Source organism: Bernardetia sp. Wsw4-3y2 (genome assembly GCF_037126295.1).
Lineage (GTDB): Bacteria > Bacteroidota > Bacteroidia > Cytophagales > Bernardetiaceae > Bernardetia.
On record NZ_CP147017.1, the window covers coordinates 2,798,622 to 2,823,258 of the forward strand.

Genomic DNA, 24,637 nt, shown 5'->3' on the forward strand with positions numbered 1-24,637 from the left:
TAATGTTCATTTTTCCATAACGTAGGGTTTGCAAACCCTACGCTATGGAAAAATAAGATTTTCTGATTATCAAATCTGTAAATAATCGTGATAATGTTTAACGTAAAAATGAGATTCCAAAATTTTATATTTCTACAACTCAAAAACTACTTTTTATGAAAACTCAAAAACAAATTTTAATCCTCGCTTTTCTAGCTGCCTTTTTAGCTATTCTTTCGGCTTGTTCTAATCAAAAAACAGCTTCAAATAGCAATCTAATGGCTGATTCTACTGTTTTGGTTAGTTCTGATGAAAAAGAGGAAATTATAGATGTTCCACTTACAAATATTCCAACGCCCATATCTCCAGAAGAAATAATAGAGGTAGAAAATGATTTAGAATTAAGTGAAAATATTGAAATAAAAATAGAAGATGTTGAAATAGAAATTGATAATATTGTAACTGATGTAACAGCGATAGAAGCTCCTAGAAAAGATGATGTAAAAAATACAAACACCGAAAACTATCAAAAATTAGTAGAAAATAAATTTATCCAACCCAAAAATCAAGCTCTTTCTACTTTTTCGATTGATGTTGATAATGCTTCTTATACTACTGCTCGTCGTTTTATTCAGTCTGGACAGCTTCCAAATCCTGATGCTGTTCGTATCGAAGAGTTTATCAATTATTTTGATTACGATTATCCACAACCAAAAAACGACGTTCCTTTTTCTGTAAATACAGAAATTTCGGTTGCACCTTGGAACACAAAACACAAATTAGTTCATATCGGAATTCAAGGAAAAGAATTGGATTACAAAAATTTATCGGCTTCTAATCTTGTCTTTTTGATTGATGCTTCGGGTTCGATGGAAGACCCAAACAAACTCCCTCTTTTGCGTTCTTCTTTGAAAATGCTCTTGGAAGAAATGAATGAAAAAGACCATATTTCGATTGTTGCTTATGCTGGTGCTGCTGGTTTGGTTTTGCCTTCTACTTCAGTAAAAGAAAAAGCTAAAATCTTGAATGCCTTAGAAAATGTTTCGGCAGGTGGAAGTACAGCAGGAGGAGCAGGAATAACTTTAGCTTACAAAATTGCACAAGAAAATTTTATCAAAAATGGAAATAATAGAATCATTTTGTGTACAGATGGCGATTTTAATGTGGGTGTTAATTCGGCTGACGACCTTGTAAAACTTATTGAAAGCAAACGAAATGACGATATTTTCTTGACCGTTTGTGGTTTTGGAATGGGAAATTATAAAGATTACCAAATGGAAGAGTTGAGCAATGCAGGAAATGGAAATTATTTTTATATCGATAATATTCAAGAAGCAAAAAAAGTATTTGTGAAGGAAATGAGAGCAACGCTTTTTACAATTGCAAAAGATGTCAAACTTCAAATTGAATTTAATCCTACAAAAGTAGCTGCTTATCGTCTTATTGGTTATGAAAACAGAATGCTCAAAAAAGAAGATTTCAATGATGATAAAAAAGATGCTGGAGAGCTTGGCGCAGGACATACTGTAACGGCATTGTACGAAATTATTCCTGTTGGTGTAAAAAGTGAATTTTTGACTTCAGTAGATGATTTACGTTATCAAAATAACTCTAAAATAAGTTCAAATTATACGGCTGTGGCTTCTTCTGATGAGCTTTTGAACTTAAAATTACGCTACAAAAAGCCTGATGAAACCAAAAGTAAATTGATTGTAAGTCCATTAAAAGATGAAAATATAGCTTTATCCAAAACGTCTGATAATTTTCGTTTTTCGGCTGCTGTGGCTAGTTTTGGAATGATTTTGAGAAATTCGGAATACAAATCAAATGCTGATTATCAAAATGTAATAGAATTAGCCAAAAATGCAAAAGGACAAGATATAGAAGGTTATCGAAGCGAATTTTTGAAATTAGTAGAAAGCTGTATGTTGATGAGTAAATAATTTTTCTATCTTCTTATAGTCTAATTTTTTGATGTGTTATGCTGCAATTTAAATTTCAAAAATAATTATTTACACTACCATGAAACAAAATAAATTCTTATCTTGAAATAAGTAACATTGTAACTACATTACTTTACACCTTGTTTTTCATGAAAAAACATTACTTGACATGCATTTTTGTATCAATTTGTCTATCTATTTCATTTTCATTATTAGCTCAAAGTGATTCTTCACTCTATCAATTGAGTATTGATGAACTTTTACAACCTGAAGAAAACTTACTGACAGGAAAAGTTTCTTCTGCTTCCAAAATAGAGCAGCGTGTACTTGATGCGCCTAGTATTGTAAAAGTTATTTCACAAGAAAAAATAAATAAATATGGTTGGGTTAGTCTAAATGATATTTTATACAGACAAGCTGGCTTTTCACCTTCACAAGATTATGATAGAAAAACGGTAAGTTCTAGAGGAGTGTATGAAGGTTGGAATAATAATCATTTGCTTATTTTGGTAGATGGTGTTCCTTATAATGATAATTTGTATGGAACAGCTTATACTTCTGAGGTTACACCTTTAGTTTTTTCTAAATCAATAGAACTCATTCGGGGACCTGTTTCGGCTTTGTATGGTGCAAATGCAATGAATGGAGCAATGGGAATAAATACTGTTTCTCCTTCTGATTTTAGACAAAATGGAATGGCTCAGATTCGTTTGGGAAGCAATAACAAACAAATTTATGATGTGGTAGTCGGTGGAGAAAGTGATGTCTTGGCTGCTGTTGTGGCTTTTAATTCTTTTTCTACACTAGGAAACGAATATTTATCTTTTGATGATTCAGAAAGAACAGATGATGCAGGTAATTTTTTGAAACAAGAAATAAATGATAAAAGAAATAGCTATTATCTTTTTGGAAAGCTAGAGGGAAGAGGGAAATTATCAGGTTTCGAATTACAATATCATCAGCACGATTGGGAGCTTGAAACAGGACATGGTTGGTTGTTTTTTATTCCAGATCAACCAGAAGCCATTAAAGAAAATCGGAAAATGCTATCTTTGCGTTATACAAGTGGACATTTGAATAAAAAGTTAGTACAAGAATATGTTGTGCGTTATCAGCGTCATGCTGTGGATTGGAATATGCGTTATTATCCTGATGGTGCGCTTGATAATTTTTATCCATTAGGGGTTACAGAATATTTGAAAACAAGTGCAGAAGATGTTTTTGGTAGAATGCAATACAAATATTCGTTAGGAAAAGAGTCGGTGTTTCTTGCAGGTATAGAAGGAAATGTATTTTATTATGATGGAGATGATGCTCATACTTCAAATATTGATTTGAATTCAGATTTTTCTCCTTTTCAAGATAATGATCCTCAGCCAATGAATGCGTGGTTGGAGTTTATAGCATCAAAACCTCTGATAAATCTTGCTTTATTTGCTCAATATACATCGCCTAGAGTTTTGAATGGACTTCTACAAGCGACAGTTACACTTCGTTATGACAATCAATTTTTCAATTATACAGATATTTATTCATCAGAAAGAAACGAAGAATCAAAGTCTTTTGAACAGTTTAGTCCAAGAGTAGGACTGGTTTTTCATGCCATGCCTACACTTACTGTCAAAGCTCTTGGAGGAAGAGCATTTCGTACGCCTACTCCTACCGAAATGTTTGGTGCAAATACATATTCACTTGCTTCGAATATCAACGAACTTTCGGCAGAATCTATCACTACATTTGAGTTAGTTGGAGAGTGGCAGGCTTCAAAAAAAACGATTATGCGACTGAATACCTTTTATACTAATTTTGAAGATATTATTGCTTATAGTGTTGCCAATGCTAATTTGAGTACAAATTTATACAGTCTTACTAATTTTGGAATCGAATATGAGATTGAATCATCTATTTCTTCTGAATTTCAGATTATGGGAAATTATTCTTTTGTTCAACGCCTAAACGAAACCATTAGAGATACCACAATTACAGAAAGTCCTGATAAACTGACTTGGTATCCTGCACATAGTTTGAATGTTGGTTTTAGTTATGAAAAAAATAAATTTTTAGGTTCGGCAATGGTTCATGCACAAAGTGAAGTTATGCGTAGAAGTTCAGATATTACTGAGCGAACAAAAGATTTTCGCCCAGAAAATGTAGCAGCTTGGGCAACTGTAGATACAAAATTTGCCTATCGTTTTACACCTTATTTAGAACTAGGTCTTCTAATTACAAATCTTGCTGACAAAGATAACTATCTCATAAAAAATAATTCTTATCGTTTTGATTATAGAATGAATAAACGAAATTTTTTAGTTAATCTTAGATATGATTTTTGAGAGATTATAGAGTTTCATAAACCACAGAAAAAAAGGCTTCAGAACATGCCGAAACCTCTTTTTTATAGCCATGAAAAAATTACCAATCTCGTGGCAATCACAATGAGTTAAATAGCTATTAATATGCCAAAGTGTGAAAACTAAATGACAAACAAGAGATTAAATAAGATTAATAATCTAATTTTGTAATCTAGATAGTTTCAAATTGATTAAATTTGTCAAGTCAAAACATAACCTTATAAGGATTATCGTTAATAAACTGTATAGTTAATCTATTCGTAATTTTTAATTTTTAATTGTCAATTCAATTATGTCTTACGCTCTTCAACCCATTTGGAATATTGCTCATATTTGCCACAGACACGGCATCGAAAACGTAATCATTTCACCAGGTTCTCGGTCTGCTCCTCTTACACTAGCTTTTGTAAGACATAAAAATTTGAATTGCAAAGTGGTGGCTGATGAGCGTTCTGCTGCTTTTATAGCTTTAGGAATTGCACAGCAGACCAATAAACCTGTTGTTTTGATTTGTACTTCGGGTTCTGCTGCCTACAATTATGCTCCAGCAATTGCAGAAGCCTATTTTCAACAAATTCCTCTGCTTGTCTTGACGGCTGACCGTCCTCCAGAATGGATAGATCAGTTTGATGGACAGACAATCAGACAAACAAATATCTACGGAAAACACGTAAAAGAAAGTTATACATTGCCAGTTGATTTGTCACATGAAGATGCTGTTTGGCATATCGAACGCACTATTTCAGAGGCAATTAATCTTTGTCAAACCTATCCTGCTGCGCCTGTTCATATCAATGCGCCTTTTCGTGAGCCGTTTTATCCACCTATTGAAGTTACGAATGAAGAAGATGATATAAATAGTTTGTATGAAAACCAAATAAAATATGATAATGATGTAAAGATTATCGAACAAATTCATAGCCGTCCAAAAATACGAACACAGCATTGGGAACAGCTTTTAGAAGTGTGGAATAGAACAGAAAAAAAATTGATTGTTGGAGGACAAATGCGTTATGATGAGCGTTTGATTTATGCGCTTAATGGTTTGGAGGTTACTGTTGTGGCAGATGTAATTTCAAATCTTCATATTGTAAAAAATAGTATTCAGCATCAAGACGTTTTTTTGATGAATAGAGAAAGTTTAGAAGAACTCAGACCCGAATTATTGATTACATTTGGAAAATCAGTCATCTCAAAAAATCTCAAAAAATTTTTACGTGAATATCCTGCTATTGAACATTGGCACATTCAACCTGCTGGAATTGCTGCTGATACTTTTCAGTCACTTACAAAAGTAATTCCTCTTAATCCATCCTATTTTTTTAGAAAGGTTTTGGAAAAACAAACTCGTTTTGCAGAGTCGTATCGTCAATCTTTCTTTGTTGATAATTGGCGTGGAACAGATGCAGAAATTAAGAAATTAAATGCTCATTTTTTCGAAGAGCAACCTTTTTCAGAGTTTGAAGCTGTTAAGAGATTGATGGAACACTTACCACAACGTTCTAATTTTCATTTGGCAAACAGTATGAGTGTGCGTTATGCCAATTATCTAAACTTAGATAAAGATGCAAATAAAGAAATTGAAATTTTCTCTAATCGGGGTACGAGTGGAATTGATGGCTCAACAAGTACAGCCATAGGACACGCTCTTGCAGACGATGAAACATTGAATATTTTATTGACTGGTGATGTTGCTTTTTTCTACGATAGAAATGCGTTTTGGAATAATTATTTACCAAAAAATCTGATTGTAATTCTACTCAATAATCATGGAGGAGGAATTTTTAAGATGCTTCCAGATGCAGCCAAACAGCCTGAATCAGATGAGTTTTTTGTAATCAAACAGCCTTTGGATGCTCAAAGTTTGAGTAAAGAATTTGAGTTAGAATATACGTTTTGTGAAGATAAAAACGGATTTCAAAATGCTTTAGAAAACCTAGAGTTAGATGTAGAAAAACGAAGCCGAATTTCTATTGTTGAAGTAAAAACAAGTATAGAAACAAATACAAAAGTTTTTCAAGACTATAAAAAAGCTGTTAAGTTTTTGGAGGTGGATTGATGAATTTAATATTATTGTAAAATTTTATCTTCATATTTAACTGGAAATAATTCTAACTCAAAAACACTTCTTATTTTCGAAGTAAGTTCATTTTTACAGCATAGAAACATATCAAAATTCTCTGAAGTTGTGATACACCATTTCATACTTTTAGGAAATAAGTATGTACAATAGTCAAAGCCTAATTCTTGCTGCCACTCAAAATAATCTTCAATAGTAAGATTCTCTATCTCCTGTTTTGGATTTATTTCATCAATTGAATGTCTATAAATATCTTCTATAAATAAATTGAGTGATTCATTTTGAGATATTTTATTAAGCCCCAATTTCAAATTCGAAATACTTAGGTCTGCAAGCGTTTTAATTGCTGGTGTTCGCTTAATATTATTCAAGACATTATAGTCATAAGCTACATTAAATCTCTCAGCAATTTCTTTTATAGTTATTGGACGAAATAGTTTGCTTTCATTTGGATTAAGAAACAAACCGAACTCTTTTTCAATTTTTATCCTCTTATTGGTTTCTTCTATCGTTTCATTTTTTAAAGGATAATCATCAAAAGGAAAATTATCAACTATTCCTACATTCCAGTGAATCAGAAAATAATCATCAAATTTATTCGGAATTATATCTGAAATACTTTTCCAAGTGTCACCTTCATTGCGAATTTCATAAAATCGTTTTATCCAATCGAATTTTTGCATTTCTTATATTTTGTTTACCCCTTAATCAACTTATCCCCCAAAGAGTTCGCTTTTGAATTATTAAACTGCTTCAAAAATTGTCCTAGTTCTGGAAAAGGAACTTTTTTAGGTTTGTATTTTTTGGCAAGTTTTAGATAATCTGTATCTCTAGTTTGAGAGTAAAGAGCCACAGCACAAAACAAACGTACTTCTTGACGCTCCAAACCTTTGAGTAATTCATTTTTTATTTCCTCATCTTTCTCTAATGAAGAAAGTGCTATAATAGCACGCATTTGGCGAACTTGTAGTGCATAATAGGTTTTATTTTTCCATTTTTCAGACGTTTTTGGAAGAGGCAAATAAAGTTCTTTTATAAGTGCTGTTCTACTTCTTTCATCATTTAGTTTTGATAAGTTTTTTGCAATATCCATTGATTCTGGTAAATAATCATATTCTAATAAACCAATCAAAACATCATGCATATTAGGCGATTTTTTTCTAACTAAAGTAGTGGTTACTTCTCGTGTTAAATTGATTTCTTTAGTTTCTCCTAAGAGTTGAACCAAAAGCCATTGACCATTATTTGTGCTTGCAAGTGAATTAATGATATTTTTTCGTTCTCTTGCTAAGGAATAGTAATTATTAAAAGTACGCAATAGTTCAGAGTCAGAAGCATCAGCAGCCAAAACAGTAATTAATAAATTTTGAGTGATAAAATCTTTTTCAGAAATAGAGTTTGTCAAGGAATCTATTAGCATAGACCAATTTTTTTTCTGACTATAACTTTTTGTTAATAACCTATCTAAAAGTAACGCTTTTTCATTTGAAAATTCAAAACGTGCATATTTGGGAATTGAAGCATAAAAATTAGCTTTTTGCGTAATTTCTAAAGAAGGTGTAATTTCATCTGTTATTTTTTCTTGAGAATTATCTTCATTTTCTTCTTGTTTCTCTTTCTCAGAACTTTCTCTATTTGCTAAAATACGAGCTAATTCTCTGTATGTATCAGGATTGTGAGCATCAACTTCTAAAGAATAATTCAGCCTTTCAATCACTAAACTTTCCAAAGAATCTTGTTCTTTTTGACTGGATGTCTTTATTTTAGCTTGATAAATAGCAGCATTTGTGAGGTAATAACTATTTTCTGGGTAAAGCTCTGCTAGTTGCTTGTAATATAAAAATGAATTATCAAACTCCCTATTCATTTCATAGAGGTCAACTAATCTTTCTAAAACATATTCTTCATAAGGATAAATTTCGTAGGCAGCTTGATAGGCATTAATTCCTTTCTGCCAATATTTTAGAAAGGAAGTAGAAGTATTTTCTAGAAAATCTTGTTCGTAGAGTGTTGGTTTTTCTTTTATATCTTCTTCTGAATAGGTTGTCAAATAAATAGAAGGTGCATTTTGCTCTGCTTTTTCATAAAAAACATTTCCGATATTCATGTGAAAAACATAATCAGAGGGTTTTCCATTCAATCCTTCGCTCCAAATATCAATTGCACTTTGCCATTCGCCTAAATGATAATTCATTTTTCCCAAGACAGAACGAGAATCTGAATCCTCTGGGTCGTACTCTAAATTTTGGCGTAATAGTGTTTTAGCCTCACTATGATTTCCTGCATTGAAAAGTGAAATTGCTTCATCCAAAGAATGAGGTATAGAAGCTGTTTGTGCAATTACTGAAAGATTAACTAAAAAGTAAAAGCAAAAAATAAGAAAGAAAGGAATATATTTTTTCATTGTCAAACGTAGTTCAGCGTAGCTAATTATTCGTCTAAATTTAAAACAAGCCCTATTGAAGGGCATTTACAAGATAGAGAAATAAAAGAAAATTCTGAAATTTGGTGTTTTTACAATCTATTCGTTTCTCTAGTTGTTTGTCTAAACGAAAATAAATTGGTTCTAGTTGCAATGTATCACAGACTTCTTAGTTTGTTGAAATTTTTAATACAAATCATCCAATCGCATATACAAATATTTGCTCACAGCAATGTAAGCACTAATTGTATTTATACTTATTCCTAAAACTAAAATTATGAAGCCAAGACCAAGAATAGAACCCATATAATCAAAAGCATTAAGTTCTGGAATCCATAAAGCAAAACCTTTAGCAAGAATAAGTACCAAAATATAAGCGATTATTCCCCCAATTATTCCGTGAATAAAAGCACGACGAAGAAAAGGTTTTTTGATAAAAAAGGGTGTTGCTCCAACAAGTTGCATACTACGAATCAGAAAACGCTGTGAAAAAAGAGCCAAACGAACACCACTATCAATCAAAATAATAGCAGCAACAAAGAAAACAAGTGCAAAAGCAAAGAAAATATAACTAATCGTTTGGAGATTTTTGGTGATTTCTTCGATGTATTTATCTTTAAAATCTACTTCATAAACGCCTTCTATACTTTCAATTTGTGCTTTTAACAGAGCCATTTTGTCCTTCTGATAATACGATTCTTCTACATTGATATAATAGGCATCAGGCAAACGATTTTCTCCTACCAAAAACTCTTCAAATTCTACTCCTGCTTCTTGACGCATCATTTTAGCTGCTTCTTCACTTGCCATAAAACGAATGCGAGGTGTTCCTTTTTCATCTTTTAAGACAAAATCTAATTGGGTAAGTTTTTTCTGAATACTCAAACGCTGATTTTCATTTACATCCCTACGCAAATACACTTCAACTTCAACGTTTTCTTTAGTTCTGATAGAAAATTGATAGGTATAAATCAGAATTAAACCCAAAAGTCCAGTAATAAAAAGTGCCAACGTAATATTAACCAGTACACCTATATATGGATAAGAGCCAATACGTTTTTTGGAAAAAGGACGGTTGATAGAAGGAAATTGCAATTTTTTAGTGATTAATGTTCAATGATTAGTAATTAATTTGGTTCAAATATTCCTTTTACAAAAATACTAAAAAGTAATTCATTTTTTGTCAAATTTAAAATCATAAGATGGATAATGAATCTAGTTAATGCTTTATCAATAGTTTATTTTTACTTTCAATTATTTTATTAACCAAGTTTTTGACCAAAAAATAAAAGGTCAACTAATTTCTTAGTGTTAAGAATTAGTTAAGTAGTTTTAATTGTAAAATAATATTTCATCTAAATACTTGTAAATCCAAATAATTCCTTAATTTTGTATGGCAAATAGAAACATTACATTATTTGCACATGCCTGAAAATTCCACAACCCAAAACGGTGCAGCTACAACTAGCCACCCAAACTTACAAAGCCAGAGTTTTTCTGATGCTTTTGCTTCCAAATTCTTAATGGAAGCTCTCACTTACGATGACGTATTGCTCGTACCTGCTTACTCTGAAACTCTTCCAAGAAATACGCAAACCAAAACTAGACTTACCAAAACAATTACATTGAATGTTCCGATTGTTTCGGCTGCAATGGATACGGTTAGCGAGGCTGAAATGGCAATTGCTATTGCTCAAGAAGGAGGAATTGCTTTTATTCATAAAAATATGAGCATTGCACGTCAAGCTGAACAGGTAAGAAAAGTAAAACGTTCGGAAAGTGGAATGATTACCGACCCAGTAACTGTTTTTCCTAACCAAACCCTTGCTGATGCAAATCGCTTGATGAAAGAATTCAAAATTGGTGGAATCCCTGTTATTGATGAAAACAAAAAATTGATTGGCATCCTTACAAATAGAGATTTGCGTTTTCAGAAAAACCTTTCGCTTCCTGTTTCAGATATAATGACCTCTAAAAATCTGATTACAGCAAAAGAAGGTGTTGATTTGCAACAAGCAGAATCAATTTTAGATGCAAATAAAATAGAAAAGCTATTAATTATTGATGATGAAAACAATCTTGTAGGACTTATTACCTACAAAGATATTCTCAAAAATAGTGATAGACCAAATGCATGTAAAGACGAACGTGGTCGCTTGCGTGTAGGTGCTGCCGTGGGTGTTACTGGCGATACTTTAGAAAGAGTTGCTGCACTTGTAAAGTCTGCTGTTGATGTTATCACGATTGATACAGCTCACGGACACTCAAAAGGTGTTATAGAAATGCTCAAAAAGGTAAAATCTACTTATCCAAAACTTCAAGTTATTGTAGGAAATGTAGCCACAGGTGCAGGCGCAAAAGCCCTTGCAGATGCTGGTGCAGATGCTGTAAAAGTAGGTGTAGGACCTGGAAGTATCTGTACAACTAGAATTATTGCAGGAGTAGGAATGCCTCAATTATCGGCTGTTTTTGAAGCTGCTGAGGCTGTAAAAGGAACAGGAGTTCCAATTATTGCAGATGGAGGAGTACGTTTTTCAGGAGATTTAGTCAAAGCTATTGCAGCAGGTGCATCTTGTATTATGATAGGTTCACTTTTGGCAGGAACAGACGAAGCACCTGGGGAAATGATAATTTATGAAGGAAGAAAATTCAAATATTATCGTGGAATGGGTTCGATAGAAGCAATGGAAGACGGCTCAAAAGACCGTTATTTCCAAGATACAGAAGATGATATTAAAAAACTTGTTCCAGAAGGAATCACTGGAAGAGTTGCCTATAAAGGAAAAGCTGCTGAAGTAATTTATCAACTTGTTGGTGGACTTAAAGCTGGAATGGGATATTGTGGTGCAGCTTCTATTGAAGATTTGCAAAAAGCACAGTTTGTCAAAATTACCAATGCAGGAATGAGAGAAAGTCATCCACATGACGTAATGATAACTCGTGAAGCTCCGAATTATAGTAGAAACTAATTTCATAACTGGTTCAAGTTTCGACACTTGAACCAGTTACTACTATTTTTTATTCTGCTTTCAAATTTTCTTCAAAGATTACTCCTCCTTGTGGGTCAGAAATTTCTAAATGGTACTCTTGATTAGGATTCAGAAATAGATTTACAAAATTTTCATCTTTGATAGCCAAAACTTGAAAAGGAACAGCTTGTTTGGTAATTTTCCATTCTTCCAAATTATAGACTTTTAGACTTCCTTTGTACTCTGTTCTTTCAATATTTAATTCTGTTTTTATGCTATCCGAAAAAGTGTACTTTATTTCTTTTCTTTCTTGAGGGAAATTATAGAATGAGTTTGCAATTTTAATATCAACTTCAATAAATCCATTGTCAAAAGCAGTATCAATAATAGATAACCAATTATTTGCCTTATTCATATATTCTACTTGGTCTATCGTAAGAGGATTGATGCCTGATAGAAGTTCAAACTCAACTGCCATCATATTTCGTTGCTTGTCTGTTTTGGCTTTTTTCTCACTAATATGACCAAAACCTGCAAAAACAATCACTTTTGCATCTCTATCTTTGGCTATTGTTTTATCAAAAATAGTTGCTGCTTGTTTCTTTTCTCTATCTTTTCCATAATCATCATAACCAAAAATATAAAATCCTAGATTGTGAGCCTGACGAATCAAATCTGCCATAGCTGGTTCTCGTGTATAAAATCCAGATTTCTGAATTATAAATCCTCTCTTATTTATTTCTTCGTCGTGTTTTCCGAGTGCTTCTAAAGCTAAAAAACGAAATCCTTGTTTGTATAATTTTTCTAATAAATGATTAACTAACAAACGATGTTGAGGATCAAAATGCACTTCATTGAGCATAACAACTTGATTTTGACTAGCTTTTTCTACAAGAAAATCGATTGCTTTTTCGTCATTTACTAGAAAAGAAGGTAAAGTATCTTCTTCTATTTTTTTGAAATAGGTCAAATTTCTATACTCTTTCCAAAATAAAGGTAGTTTTTCAGAACGATGAATAAAGGAATGATAAGTAGCTGATGTTTGAGTAAAATTAGCTTTTTCTCTTTCAGTTTGATAATTTTCACTATAATAATCTAATTTTAAAAGAGGTAAAACATAATTTCCAGTCGAATCTTTTTGAGTTGAAAATGCTTCATTAGCTATAGAAAAAGGATTTTCTGGTGCTGCTACTTTGTAGTCTTTACCTACTTTTACAGAGTCAAATGAGCTTCTATACCCTTGAGTAAAAACTTCAGCACTATAATTTTCTAGCTTTGTATTATCATGAGCATAGAAATGAATAAAATAGTTTTTGGTAGGATGTTTATAAATTTTTTCAAAAATTTTATTTGCAGAATCTAATCTTTCTAGTACTTGATTTTTATTCTTTTTTGTAATTGGATATACAAAAATGTAATGCTTCGTAGGACTAAATTTCAAGAGAGGAAAGTCTGCACCTGTCAGAAACATATTTTTAGAAAAACGCTTTCTATCTTTTTTTGGCATATATTTTTTGACACTATCCCAACTAGTTATAGTTTCAAAAGTACCCCATGTTATATAAGAAAATTCATATTGACTATTACTATATTGTGTATCAAATTCTTTAGTTACTTTGTGTGCGTTTTTATCATGTTGAGAACTTTTGCAACTGACAAGTAATATAAAAAAGAAAAGAAAATAATTGATTTTGAACAAATTAGACTGATTTTGCATACTTACCCTTTAATTATAAATGAAAAAATGACTTTGCATTTTTATTAATTCTTACATAGAATCCATTTTTATATCAAAAGTAACAATTTAATTTTTAGAATTTTAAACATAAATTTTCAATCAAAATTAGGTAGTTTTGTAAACCTATAAATTATTTTAATTAGTTAGAAAAAATATTAATTAAAAGACTATCATTAAACTATAAAGGCATTATAGTTAATGAGCTATATTCGTAATTTTTAATTCGTAATCTATAATTGACATTAAGTTATGCAACTTCCTCAGCCCAAACACAAAATAAATCCATTATCAAAAACAGAAATGCTGGTTCGTTTTCAAGATTGCGACCCTTATGGGCATCTTAACAATGGCAGATATTTAGATTATTTTCTTGATGGAAGAGATAATCAAGTTACGTATGATTATGGATGGAGATTGGTAGACTTTATAAATGAAGAGAAAAAGGGATGGGTTGTTCAGAAGCAAGAATTGGCGTACTTGCGCTCAGCAGTGTATGGAGAAGAAATAGTAATCCGAACAGCAACAGCATTTTTTGACGACTCAAATTTGATGATTGAATGTCGAATGCTTAACAAAGACGAAACGCAATTAAAATCACTTCTTTGGATGAAACTTGTTTTTATTAATCTTACTAACGGACGAAGAACAAATCACACAGAAAACATTAAAGAATTTTTCTCAAAAGTAATTCTAAATGAATTCAATCTTGAAGAAACTACTTTTGATGAGCGTGTAAAAGAATTGACTACTTTTTACAAAAGTCAAAAACAAAATAAGACAAGTGTTTAGTATATATTTTTTATCTCAAATTATTTAAAAACATGAAATATTTATTTTCATCCCTTGCTTTGGTTTTTGTTTTTATAGCTTTTAGTTCCTTTGTTCAAATAGATGTTTGGGAAGAGCTAGAAGTTTTTCATCAAGCCATTGCACTTACTTTTCATCCTGCTGAAGATGGAGATTTTGAGCCTGTCAAAAATGATTCTGATGAGCTTGTAGAAGCTGCTGAAAATCTTTTAAATTCTAAATTACCAGCTTATTTTGAGAAAAATGAAACTCAAAAGTTGAAAACTGAACTTCAAAATACCTTACAAAAATTAGTGAAACAAAGTAAAGATTTGCATACTTTAGTGCAAGAGAAAAAAATGACTGACCAACAACTATTAGCACAGTTAAATAACTTGCATAGTACATATCATCATATTGAGGAATTAAATAACAAAGCAAAAAAATGGAGAGTAAAGAAATAGAAGGCAATCAATAATATGTTTCCTATTTTTTATATTTTTAGTTAAATTGAACCTTAAACAAATCTAGAAAGATACAAATAACATTTTTGGTTCGTATTTTGGATATATACCTTTGATTAGAGAAATCAAAATAGCTTCTTTAATTCCATTTTTTAAACTTTTCTATATTATCTGTAAAATACTATCTTAAAATACTTCACTCTGATTATAATTTGATTTTTGCTAATCATTTTCAAAATATTCTTTAATTATGAAAAAAAATATTCTATTATTACTCTTTGCTTTAACTGTTTTGGCTTTTCATCAAAACAGTAAAGCACAAGCTATTTATACTTTTCCTATGCTCGTTCAAGAACAAGTAGAAGTAAAGTCTCATCCTTTGCCTTCAGGCTTTGATGAAAAAGGAGATACTACCCTTACAGTATATTCTGGCTTGTATGGAAACTTTTCGGTTTATTTTGTTAATGGACCTCAATACCATCATATTTTAAATCCTAATCCAACAGGACTTTTAATTAATGGAAAAGAATATGGGTTTTATTGTGATGCTGAAAGAGGAAGTCAGAAAAATATTTCTAACTTTTTAGATATTTATGAATTTGAATATTTGGGAAGAAAATATCTTTGCTTCTTTAGTTTTAGAGAAGATTGTTTGCATAAAGGTTGTTTGTATCGTTGTTACAATTTATATGATATTACAGACCCTAATAATGTAACAGCTAACTCTTTTGCAAGTGTATATGGTGAAACATTTACTTTTGGAGACTATAATAGTGATGGTGTAATGGATTTTATTCGTGTAGCTTCTCAACTTCCTCCTAATATTGAAGAAGACAAAATTCCAACAGAAGATAAATCACTTTATGGATTAGTTACTGTATTTTCATTTGATAAAGAAGGAAAGGCAGTTGATATAAAGCACGAAGGAAACAGTTATTATTTGTTTATTAAAGGAACAGACGAAGAGTTTTCGGGTTTTGAAGTCGTACAAAATGATTGGTTTATTCCATTGAAAGATCAATCTGGAAAAATTGCTCCTATTACGCCTTATTATGCTCCTTATGTGTCATTTGACCCTAAAGAACCATTTTTATATGATGCTAAAGGCTACCGAGTTCCTCAGAATTTATGGGCAGTCCAAGTAGCAGAATTTGATGAAATTGAAGGAGCTTTAGATTATTGTGAATACTTGATGCAGGGAGGTTTAGAAGATGTTTTTGTTTACATTGATCAATACAATCGGGATCTGCATTTCTTAGTCTTAGCTGGAAATTATCAAAACAAAGAAAAAATACAAAAGCTACAATTAGACTTAAAGAAAGCAGGAGTAAATGGAAAATTAATAAATATGAAGACAGAGTTTTAAACATAACTTTTAAACTTATTATTTAATTCTCAGTATTCATTATCAATAAATATAACTTTTGCTAAAATCTAGCGTTTTGAAGATAAGAATACAAAAAAAACATCCTTAAAATTATACTATAAAGTCTGCTTATTTAATAAAGTGAAAAAACGCAGTTTATGAAAAATATAATCGTATTTATTTTATTTATTGGTTCACTTATGCTACTTAAATCTTCTGTTTTGGCACAAGATTATAAAATAGCACAACTTAGTCAAGAACCTGTTACTATTACAATGCACCCTACTCCTTCACTTCCTAGAGAAAAGAAGGACACTAGTTTTACAGATTATCAAGGGTCTAGTATTCCGATTGCTTTATATGTACTTAATGGACCTCAGTATCATCCAATTATAAATCCAGCTCCAACAGGAGTTTATATAAATGGACAACACTTTAAATTTTATTGTAGTATTGAGCGTTCATTAGTTCAATATTTAAGTATTTTTTTGGATGTATATGAATTTGATTTTTTGGGTAGGAAATATCTTTGTTTTTATACTTTGAGTGAGGAATGTATGACCAAAGGTTGTCGTTTCAAATGTTATAATCTATTTGATATTACTGACCCCAATAAGGTAGTAGCTTATGCTTTTAATAGTATTTTGCCAGGAATAGAATCATTTGGTGATTTTAACTTTGATGGAAAAATGGATGTTCTTACAGCTCTGCCAAAAATGCCTGAGAGTTTTGTAGAATCACCAGAAGATGATCGTCGTTCGAATATTCTTATAACTGTTTACACGCCAACAGTAAATGGAGACCTTGCAAGAATGGAAAAAGAAGAAGATGGAAATCCCTATTATTTGTATGTAAAACCTGTGGATGAAGATATACAAGAATTTTCTGTCTTGCAATATGATTGGTTTATGCCATTCAAAAAAGATAATAAAGTATTAGAAATTGCTACTTTCTATCCTCCTTATCAACCCTTTGACCCCAAAAATGATTTTATGTATGACCACAAAGGACATAGGATAGATAAACGGCGTTGGGTAATTCATCTAACAGATTTTCCAGAACAAGAAGGAGCGCAAGAGTTTTGTGAAATGCTTATCGAAGAAGGATATAGAGAAGCTTACATAAAAGTTGATCATTATGGTCCTGATTTTACATTCAAAATTTTGTACGGAAATTATTGGAGTAAAAAGAAAGCCGAACAAATACAACACATGCTTGTAGAAAAAGGAGTTGTAGATAGACAACAACCTGGTAAAGTGATTCCTTTAGATAAAAATTGATAGAATAAAATAAGCTAAGAACTAGAAAAGCTATACGAGAAATTGTATAGCTTTTTTTATTTGGATATAGCAGCACTTTATATGTGTAGAGTAACAAAAAATATTTGTTGATTATGTCTGACTACTGATAAGTTAATATTTTATTCCCAAATTACGAAAAACAAAAGAAAGTAACCAAGCAGGACCAATCAAAAGGAATTTCAAATCATCGATAAAAGAAGGTTTTTCGCCTTCAATTTTATGTCCAATAAATTGCCCTATCCAAGCTACCACGAAAATAGTTAGTGAGACCACCCAAAGAGAGAGATTAGGAGTAGTATAAATCCAATTACAAATTGAGAGATAAACAATAGCTATTCCAATCATTCCTAAAAAAATAGGAAAAGACAGACGCAAATAAAAAATAGAACAAGCAATACAAAAAATAGTCGCAAAATTAGCAAAACTCCCCATAAATGGGAATAAATCCATCAAAAATTGATGTGGAATGCTCCAAAGAAGTCCTAACACACTAAAAAAAATAGTAGGCACACAAATCCAATGAATCATTTTATTGGTGTGATTTTGATGGCTTTCTCCATATTTATCAAGCCATTGTTGCATAGTCCTCATAAGTATATTGTTTGTATGTGTATTTGTAGAGTAGAATAATTTTATCTCAATATAATAAAAAGCTAAATCAAATAGAAAAATTCTATCTACTAAAAAACCCTAAGAAATTTAAATCTCAATTTAAATCTCTTAGGGTTAAGTCAATAATAACTAAAAAATTATCCTTCTAAAGCTGTTACTCCTGGTAATTCTTTTCCTTCCAAATATTCTAAAAGTGCACCACCACCTGTCGAAACATAAGAAACTTTATCTCCTGCATTCATTTGGTTGATAGCTGCTGCCGAATCTCCTCCTCCAATAAGTGAATATGCTCCATTTTCTGTTGCTTGCACTACAGCTTCAGCAATTTTCTTAGTTCCTGTTGCAAAATTTGACATCTCAAAAACTCCCATTGGACCATTCCACATGATTGTTTTTGCATTTCTCAACACATTAGAAAACTCTTCTTGTGCTTCTTTTCCAATATCTAATCCCATAAATCCATCTGGTATTTCATTGTTATTTACAAGTTTTGTATTGGCATTATTATCAAATTTATCGGCTGCAACAGAATCTTTTGGTAAATAAATTTTTACATTTTTCTCTTTTGCCTTCTTTAAAAGTTCACTAGCCAATTCTAATTTATCCTCTTCTACTAACGAACTTCCAATTTTTCCTCCTTCTGCTTTAAAAAACGTATATGCCATTCCACCTCCTATAATAAGAGCATCTACCTTGTCTAATAATTTCTCAATAACCATTATTTTATCAGAAATTTTTGCACCTCCCATAATTGCCACAAAAGGGCGTTCTGGATTTCCTAATACTTTCTTGGCATTTTCTAGCTCTTGTTGCATTACATAGCCACAAACTCTATCTTTTTTATCAAAAAAATCAGCTACTGTTGCTGTTGAGGCATGTTTTCTGTGTGCTGTTCCGAAGGCATCATTGACATATACATCTCCATAAAGAGCCAATTTTTTAGCAAATTCTGTATGATTATCGTTTTCTGTTTTGGTTTCTGCTTTATAAAAACGGACATTTTCTAATAAAAGAACTTCACCTTTTTTGAGTTCTTTAGATTCTTCTAAGGCTTTATCACTTGTAATATCTTCTACAAATTTTACCTCTGTCTTCAGATGTTCTTTCAAGTATTTTACAATATGTTTCAAAGAAAATTTATTTTCTCCTTTTCCTTCTTCTTGTGTTTCTCCTTCATTTTTGGGTCTGCCCAAATGCGACATCAAAACAATTTTGCCTCCATCTTTTAGTATTTTTTTGAGAGTAGGCAAAGCAGCCTTTAAACGAGTGTCATCTGTAATTATAAAATTACCATTTTCATCTTTTAAAGGAACATTAAAATCTACACGAACTAGAGCTGTTTTGTCAGCAAATGAATAATTATCTAAGTAAATCATAGAATAAATAAAAAGTTGAAGAGTTAGAAATAACTAAAGTTCAAAATTACGAAATTAAATTATAGGAGTTACGCACCTAAATATTACGTTATTTTTAAATGATTGATTTTTAGCGACTTATAATTTGTTTTGAGTTCTATATTTTAAATTTTTGCTAAAAAAAATAAGTTTTTCTAAACAATTGATTATTAGCTAATTAGAATGTTATGTGAGTTTAGAGTGCGTAACTTCTAAACTTAGTTATGCTTATTTTTTAACTTACATTCAAGTAGGATTTATATACAGGGCATGTTCATAAAAAATAATGTCCAAAAAAAAGGGGCGTTTGCTAAATTTTCTATTTTTGTAATTCTAACCTACAAAATATAAAACTATGCATACTCCCCAAAAAACGAATTTACAAAGTATTATCAAGAAGTACAAACTTGTCTTTTAGACCACCGAGATAACCGTGGAAAACAGCATTCTTTAGCATTTGTCATTGTTCTGTTTATGCTTTGTATTTTACGCTCTGATAAAAAACTGACAGTCGCCTATATTCATCGTTCTATGTGCCGTTCTTATAAAGAAGTAGCTCAAGATTTAGATATAGAAGTTTCTTCGTGTATTTCTTATACTCAACTTCAACGTATTCTAAAAAAAGTTGATTATCAAGGTTTTAATGCAATTAATGAAACCTTCTTTCATCAATATATTTATAAAGATGCTTTGGAATGGTACGCCATAGATGGAAAAGAACTTCGTGGTAGTATTGATGATGTAGCAGGAGAAAAACGAGGTCAAAATGTAGTTTCTCGTACTTCTCATTCAACTAAACAAAGTAGTATTGTAGGGTGGTACAATGGAAGTAAAGACTCGGAAAAGACTGTTGTATCTCATTATTTTAACTCCTACGATTACTTATTAGGTAAATATACGTTAGATGCTCTTCATTTGAGTAGTGAATTACCTGCTTTAATAGCAAAAAAAGGAGGTATTTATTTGATGCAAGTAAAGGCAAATCAAAAACTTCTTTTAGAAGATTGTAAACATATTGACGATAATTTAACTACTTCTTATAAAAAAGAAGCCTACCAAAAAGCGCATGGAAGAGAAGAAATACGAATCGGTTTTGGATATGAAATGAATACAGAATCATTACCCAAACGTTGGAAAGAAACGAAAGTCAAAATCCTGATAGTAGTAGAAAGAGAAAGAAAAATCACAAAAACACAGAAAAAAAGTAAAGAAAAAAGTTACTGGGTAACCAATTTACCTCTCAACCAAATTAATTTCCTAGAATTATTTATGGCTATAAGAGAGCATTGGGCAATAGAAGTACATCATAATACAAGAGATAAACAAATGGGAGAAGACAATTTGATAACTAGAAATGAAAACCAAAGTAGGTTTATAGCTGTTTGTATAACACTAGCTACAAACCTATTGGAAGTGCAAAAAGTAGAAAATCTCACAGTACTCAGAGAAGAATTAGCCTACAAAGAACGAAATGTATATCACCTCTTTGAACATAAAAGATTTTTATGAACATGCCCTGGATTTATATATGAGTAGTATTTTTATTCTAAAAGCTATTTAATAACCACCAAATCCATGTATATTAATTTTAGGTATTTTACCTGAAATGTAAATTCATTATTGCCCAATATTAAGTTTAAAAAAGAATGTCAATTTTCATCTCTTAGTAAATGAAAGGTTTTAAATCAACATGTAAATTGTATAAAATGGAATTAAAATATGTGTTTTATTATACTGTAAAAGTATTACTATCAACTATATATTTTAAATTCATTATAAATTAGCTATGATAATTAATAATTTATTAGTATTTGTTTTGGATTATTAAGAGATATGATATACTTTTATAAAAAAATAGAAAGCTGTATGTAAAGCCTTACTCATTTTTTTATTTGGTGTATTGATTTAATGACCAATTAATTATTTGTATAAGGCTTAAATAAGCTTTTTTGATAAAATTATCTTTATGGAAATTGTGCTTTTTTTGACAATTTAAGAGTGCTTTTTTCAGTAACAATAATTTAATAGTTTATTTATATTCTGTTAAACAATCTTGTAATCAAACAATCGACCTTCCGAATATTTAAAATTGATTATTTATTTAAATTAAAATTCACTAATCTCATGAAGAGAAAATTATTACTAAGTGCGCTAATGAGTCTTATGCTGGTTGGTTCAGCATGGGCACAGCGAACAATTACTGGTACAGTAATAGACGCCGTTCAAGGTGGTTTACCTGGTGCAACTGTACAGGTAAAAGGAACAAATACAGGTACAACTACCGATTTAGAGGGTAAATACTCTATTACTGTACCTGAAGGAAGTGAAATACTTGTTTTTCGCTTTGTAGGATATACTACGAAAGAGGAAACAATAGATAATCGCACAACTATTGATGTAACACTAGCTGAAGATATTTTAGGCGAAGTCATAATTACAGCAATAGGCATCGCAAAAGAGAAAAAAGCTTTGGGGTATGCTGTACAAGACATTAGTGGTTCAGAATTAATCAAAGCTCCAGATGGAAATGCTCTTAATAATATGAGTGGTAAACTAGCAGGTGTTCAGGTAATAAATACTTCAGGAACAGTTGGTGGACCTACTAATGTTATTATTCGTGGAATGTCATCTGTTAATGGAAACAACCAACCTTTATATGTTATAGATGGTATTCCTATAAATAATAGTACTTTTAGAGGAACTACTAATACTAGAGATGGTGCTGCTGTAGGTAATGCAGCTATTGACATTAATCCTAATGATATAGAGTCAATGTCTGTTCTTAAAGGACCTTCAGCTACAGCCTTATATGGATCTCGTGCTGCAAATGGCGTAATTATAATTACTACTAAAAAAGGAACAGGTAAAAAACTTTCTGTAGAATTTAACTCTTCAGCTACATTTTCTAGTCCTTTACTCCTTCCTCAATATCAAAATGAGTATGCTCAAGGTCTTAATGGTCAATATGAAATCATTGATGCGAGTTGGGGACCACGAATTGGCTCTGCTGACTCAAAAGGAGTGACAGATTGGAAAGGTGATGTAGTTGATTTAGTAGCTAGACCAGATAATATTAAAGATTTCTATGAAACAGGAGAAAACTGGGTAAATAGTATTTCTATAGCTGGTAGTGGACAAGATATTGACTACCGTTTAGGTTATACAAACTTTACACAAACAGGTATTTTACCTAATACTGATTTAACTAGAAATACTTTTACTTTTAATGCAGGAGGTAAATTAGCACCTAAATTAACTGTAAGATCTTCAGCATCTTATGTACGTAGCAATTCTGACAACTTGGGTGTACAAGGTCAAGGAGGAGCATCTATTCCTATTATGTTTATGTGGGCACCTCGTACTCTAGATTGGAATGAATTAAAGGATTATCGTAATTCAGAAGGAACACAAGATCCTCTAAATATTCAACGTAAATGGATAAACTATTTTGATAATCCTTACTTTGCATTAGAAGAAAATACATTTTCTCAAGATCGTAATCGCTTGATAGGTAATGTAGAGGCTGGATATGATATATTGAGTTGGTTAACTTTTACAGCACGTTTAGGAGCTGATGTATATAGTGACTCACGTCGCCAATTATATGCAGTAGGTTCTGATGATAGAGCTTCTGGTGGTTTTTATGAAGACAATTATAATGTTCGTAATATAAATACAGATTTATTATTGACTATTAATCGTAAGCTTTCTGAAGACATAAATCTTACAGCAATTATTGGAAATAACTCTATTGACAATCGTACAAAAAGGTTATTCTTTGATGGCACTGGTTTAATTACTCCAGATTTTTACTCTGCCTCTAATTTGGAAAATATAACAGATAGAAGTAATACTCTAACTGAGTATCGTCTATATGGTATTTTTACTACTGTTGATTTAAGCTATCGTAATTATCTATTCCTTACAGTAAGTGCTCGTAATGACTGGTCTTCTACATTACCTAAAGATAATAATTCATTCTTCTATCCATCTATATCTTCTAGTTTTGTATTTTCAGATGCATTTGATTTGAATGATGAAATTCTTTCTTTTGGTAAAGTAAGAGCAAGTTGGGGACAAGCAGGTCGTGATGCTACCCCATATCAATTAGCATCTACCTATTCTCGTCCTGTAATTGATAATTTCCCAGCTAATAATGATATTAATTTTCCTTTTAATGGAACACCTGGATTTACAGTAGGTTCATCTATTGGTAATCCAACATTAAGTCCTGAAATTACAACTTCTTATGAGTTTGGTTTAGATTTACGTTTCTTAGACAATAGACTTGGAGTAGATTTAACTTACTATAATGCAAACAGTCGTGATCAAATAATTAATGTTACTATTCCTGAATCAACAGGTTATTCTACTCTAACATTAAATGCTGGTGATATTCGCAATAGAGGTATCGAACTTGCTATTACTGGTACACCTATACGTACTGCGTCTGGCTTTTCTTGGAATACAATGTTAAATTATACTCGTAATCGAAATGAAGTATTAAAAACATACAATGATACAGATCTTAGTTTAGGTGGTGGTCAAGTATTGAGAGTAGGTGAAGCATTTGGTAGTTGGTTTGGTCCTGATTATGCCAGAACAGATGATGGAAGAGCAATTATTAATCCTAATACAGGACTTCCTGCTGTTTCTTCAGAGTCTACTATACAAGGTAATACAAATCCTGATTTTATGTTAGGTTTCCAAAATGAATTTAACTTTAAAGGATTTCAATTAAGTTTCTTATTTGATATACGCCAAGGTGGTAAATTTAGGTCTTTAACTACAAGCGTATTGCGTTATGCAGGACAAGTAGAAGAAACTTTAGCAAATCGTGAAACACCATTCGTTTTAGATGGTGTAATAGATAACGGTGATGGAACATTTCTTCCTAATGATATAGAGATAACAGCTGAACAGTATTGGGAAGATAGAATATTTGATCTTCGTGCTACTCTTTTAGATGCTAGTTTTATTAAATTAAGAGAACTACGTTTAGGCTATAGTTTACCAAAATCTGTAGTAAGTCGTACTCCATTTAAAGCTATTTCTGTAGCTATTGTAGGACGTAATCTTTGGATGCAATCAGAATCTAAACATGTAGATCCTGAATTAGCTACTATTGGTACAGTTTCTAATATAATGGGATATGAATATGGAAGCATTCCTAGTACAAAAAGTCTAGGTGTTAACTTACGTGTAGCTCTTTAAACTTCTAAACCAGAAATA

Annotated in this window: 16 protein-coding genes; 10 read left to right on the forward strand and 6 right to left on the reverse strand. The window is 31.3% G+C overall.

The annotated features are described in order from the left end of the window. Positions 1-155: 155 nt before the first annotated feature. The 3 genes from V9L05_RS11405 to menD all read left to right on the forward strand — a co-directional run bounded on the left by V9L05_RS11405 (position 156) and on the right by menD (position 6,332). Positions 156-1,922 (forward strand): VWA domain-containing protein, encoded by a 1,767-nt coding sequence (locus V9L05_RS11405; protein ID WP_338812004.1) that lies wholly within the window; start codon positions 156-158, stop codon positions 1,920-1,922. 149 nt (positions 1,923-2,071) lie between these two features. After that, the gene (locus V9L05_RS11410; protein WP_338812006.1) at positions 2,072-4,255 is read left to right on the forward strand and encodes a TonB-dependent receptor; all 2,184 of its coding nucleotides are present in this window, start codon (positions 2,072-2,074) and stop codon (positions 4,253-4,255) included. Positions 4,256-4,565: 310 nt separating this feature from the next. After that, positions 4,566-6,332 carry a 2-succinyl-5-enolpyruvyl-6-hydroxy-3-cyclohexene-1-carboxylic-acid synthase gene (gene menD / locus V9L05_RS11415; RefSeq protein ID WP_338812008.1) on the forward strand — a complete coding sequence of 589 codons (1,767 nt, stop codon included), beginning with the start codon at positions 4,566-4,568 and terminating at the stop codon, positions 6,330-6,332. A gap of 11 nt (positions 6,333-6,343) precedes the next feature. Here menD and V9L05_RS11420 read toward each other — a convergent pair whose 3' ends face one another. The 3 genes from V9L05_RS11420 to V9L05_RS11430 form a co-directional block, all read right to left on the reverse strand. Then, positions 6,344-7,036 (reverse strand): hypothetical protein, encoded by a 693-nt coding sequence (locus tag V9L05_RS11420; RefSeq protein ID WP_338812009.1) that lies wholly within the window; start codon positions 7,034-7,036, stop codon positions 6,344-6,346. Between the two features lie 14 nt (positions 7,037-7,050). Beyond that, positions 7,051-8,757 carry a hypothetical protein gene (locus V9L05_RS11425; RefSeq protein WP_338812010.1) on the reverse strand — a complete coding sequence of 569 codons (1,707 nt, stop codon included), beginning with the start codon at positions 8,755-8,757 and terminating at the stop codon, positions 7,051-7,053. 204 nt (positions 8,758-8,961) lie between these two features. Next, positions 8,962-9,870, reverse strand: coding sequence for a permease-like cell division protein FtsX (locus tag V9L05_RS11430; RefSeq protein WP_338812011.1), 909 nt, complete (start codon positions 9,868-9,870; stop codon positions 8,962-8,964). 428 nt (positions 9,871-10,298) lie between these two features. Between V9L05_RS11430 and guaB the strand changes: the two genes are divergently transcribed. Next, entirely contained in the window at positions 10,299-11,744 is a 1,446-nt protein-coding gene (gene guaB, locus V9L05_RS11435; RefSeq protein ID WP_338815421.1) for an IMP dehydrogenase, read from the forward strand. 49 nt (positions 11,745-11,793) lie between these two features. Here guaB and V9L05_RS11440 read toward each other — a convergent pair whose 3' ends face one another. Continuing rightward, the gene (locus V9L05_RS11440; RefSeq protein WP_338812012.1) at positions 11,794-13,461 is read right to left on the reverse strand and encodes a hypothetical protein; all 1,668 of its coding nucleotides are present in this window, start codon (positions 13,459-13,461) and stop codon (positions 11,794-11,796) included. A 270-nt stretch (positions 13,462-13,731) separates the two neighbouring features. Here V9L05_RS11440 and V9L05_RS11445 point away from each other — a divergent pair, with 270 nt between their 5' ends. The 4 genes from V9L05_RS11445 to V9L05_RS11460 all read left to right on the forward strand — a co-directional run bounded on the left by V9L05_RS11445 (position 13,732) and on the right by V9L05_RS11460 (position 17,378). Continuing rightward, complete coding sequence (locus V9L05_RS11445; protein WP_338812013.1) at positions 13,732-14,271, forward strand: acyl-CoA thioesterase; 540 nt, start codon at positions 13,732-13,734, stop codon at positions 14,269-14,271. Between the two features lie 32 nt (positions 14,272-14,303). Then, a complete protein-coding gene (locus tag V9L05_RS11450; RefSeq protein WP_338812014.1) occupies positions 14,304-14,732 on the forward strand; it encodes a hypothetical protein in 429 nt (142 codons plus the stop codon). A gap of 250 nt (positions 14,733-14,982) precedes the next feature. Further along, the gene (locus V9L05_RS11455; protein WP_338812015.1) at positions 14,983-16,098 is read left to right on the forward strand and encodes an SPOR domain-containing protein; all 1,116 of its coding nucleotides are present in this window, start codon (positions 14,983-14,985) and stop codon (positions 16,096-16,098) included. 158 nt (positions 16,099-16,256) lie between these two features. Next, positions 16,257-17,378, forward strand: coding sequence for a hypothetical protein (locus V9L05_RS11460; RefSeq protein WP_338793116.1), 1,122 nt, complete (start codon positions 16,257-16,259; stop codon positions 17,376-17,378). 132 nt (positions 17,379-17,510) lie between these two features. Here V9L05_RS11460 and V9L05_RS11465 read toward each other — a convergent pair whose 3' ends face one another. Then, positions 17,511-17,981 carry an Mpo1-like protein gene (locus tag V9L05_RS11465; RefSeq protein ID WP_338793115.1) on the reverse strand — a complete coding sequence of 157 codons (471 nt, stop codon included), beginning with the start codon at positions 17,979-17,981 and terminating at the stop codon, positions 17,511-17,513. Between the two features lie 167 nt (positions 17,982-18,148). Further along, on the reverse strand, positions 18,149-19,387 hold the full coding sequence (locus V9L05_RS11470) for a phosphoglycerate kinase (RefSeq protein WP_338812016.1): 1,239 nt from the start codon (positions 19,385-19,387) through the stop codon (positions 18,149-18,151). Positions 19,388-19,879: 492 nt separating this feature from the next. Between V9L05_RS11470 and V9L05_RS11475 the strand changes: the two genes are divergently transcribed. Together V9L05_RS11475 and V9L05_RS11480 are read left to right on the forward strand one after the other, a co-directional pair. Next, the gene (locus V9L05_RS11475) at positions 19,880-20,914 is read left to right on the forward strand and encodes an ISAs1 family transposase (RefSeq protein WP_338812018.1); all 1,035 of its coding nucleotides are present in this window, start codon (positions 19,880-19,882) and stop codon (positions 20,912-20,914) included. Between the two features lie 615 nt (positions 20,915-21,529). Then, complete coding sequence (locus V9L05_RS11480) at positions 21,530-24,619, forward strand: SusC/RagA family TonB-linked outer membrane protein (protein ID WP_338812019.1); 3,090 nt, start codon at positions 21,530-21,532, stop codon at positions 24,617-24,619. The last annotated feature ends 18 nt before the right edge of the window (positions 24,620-24,637 follow it).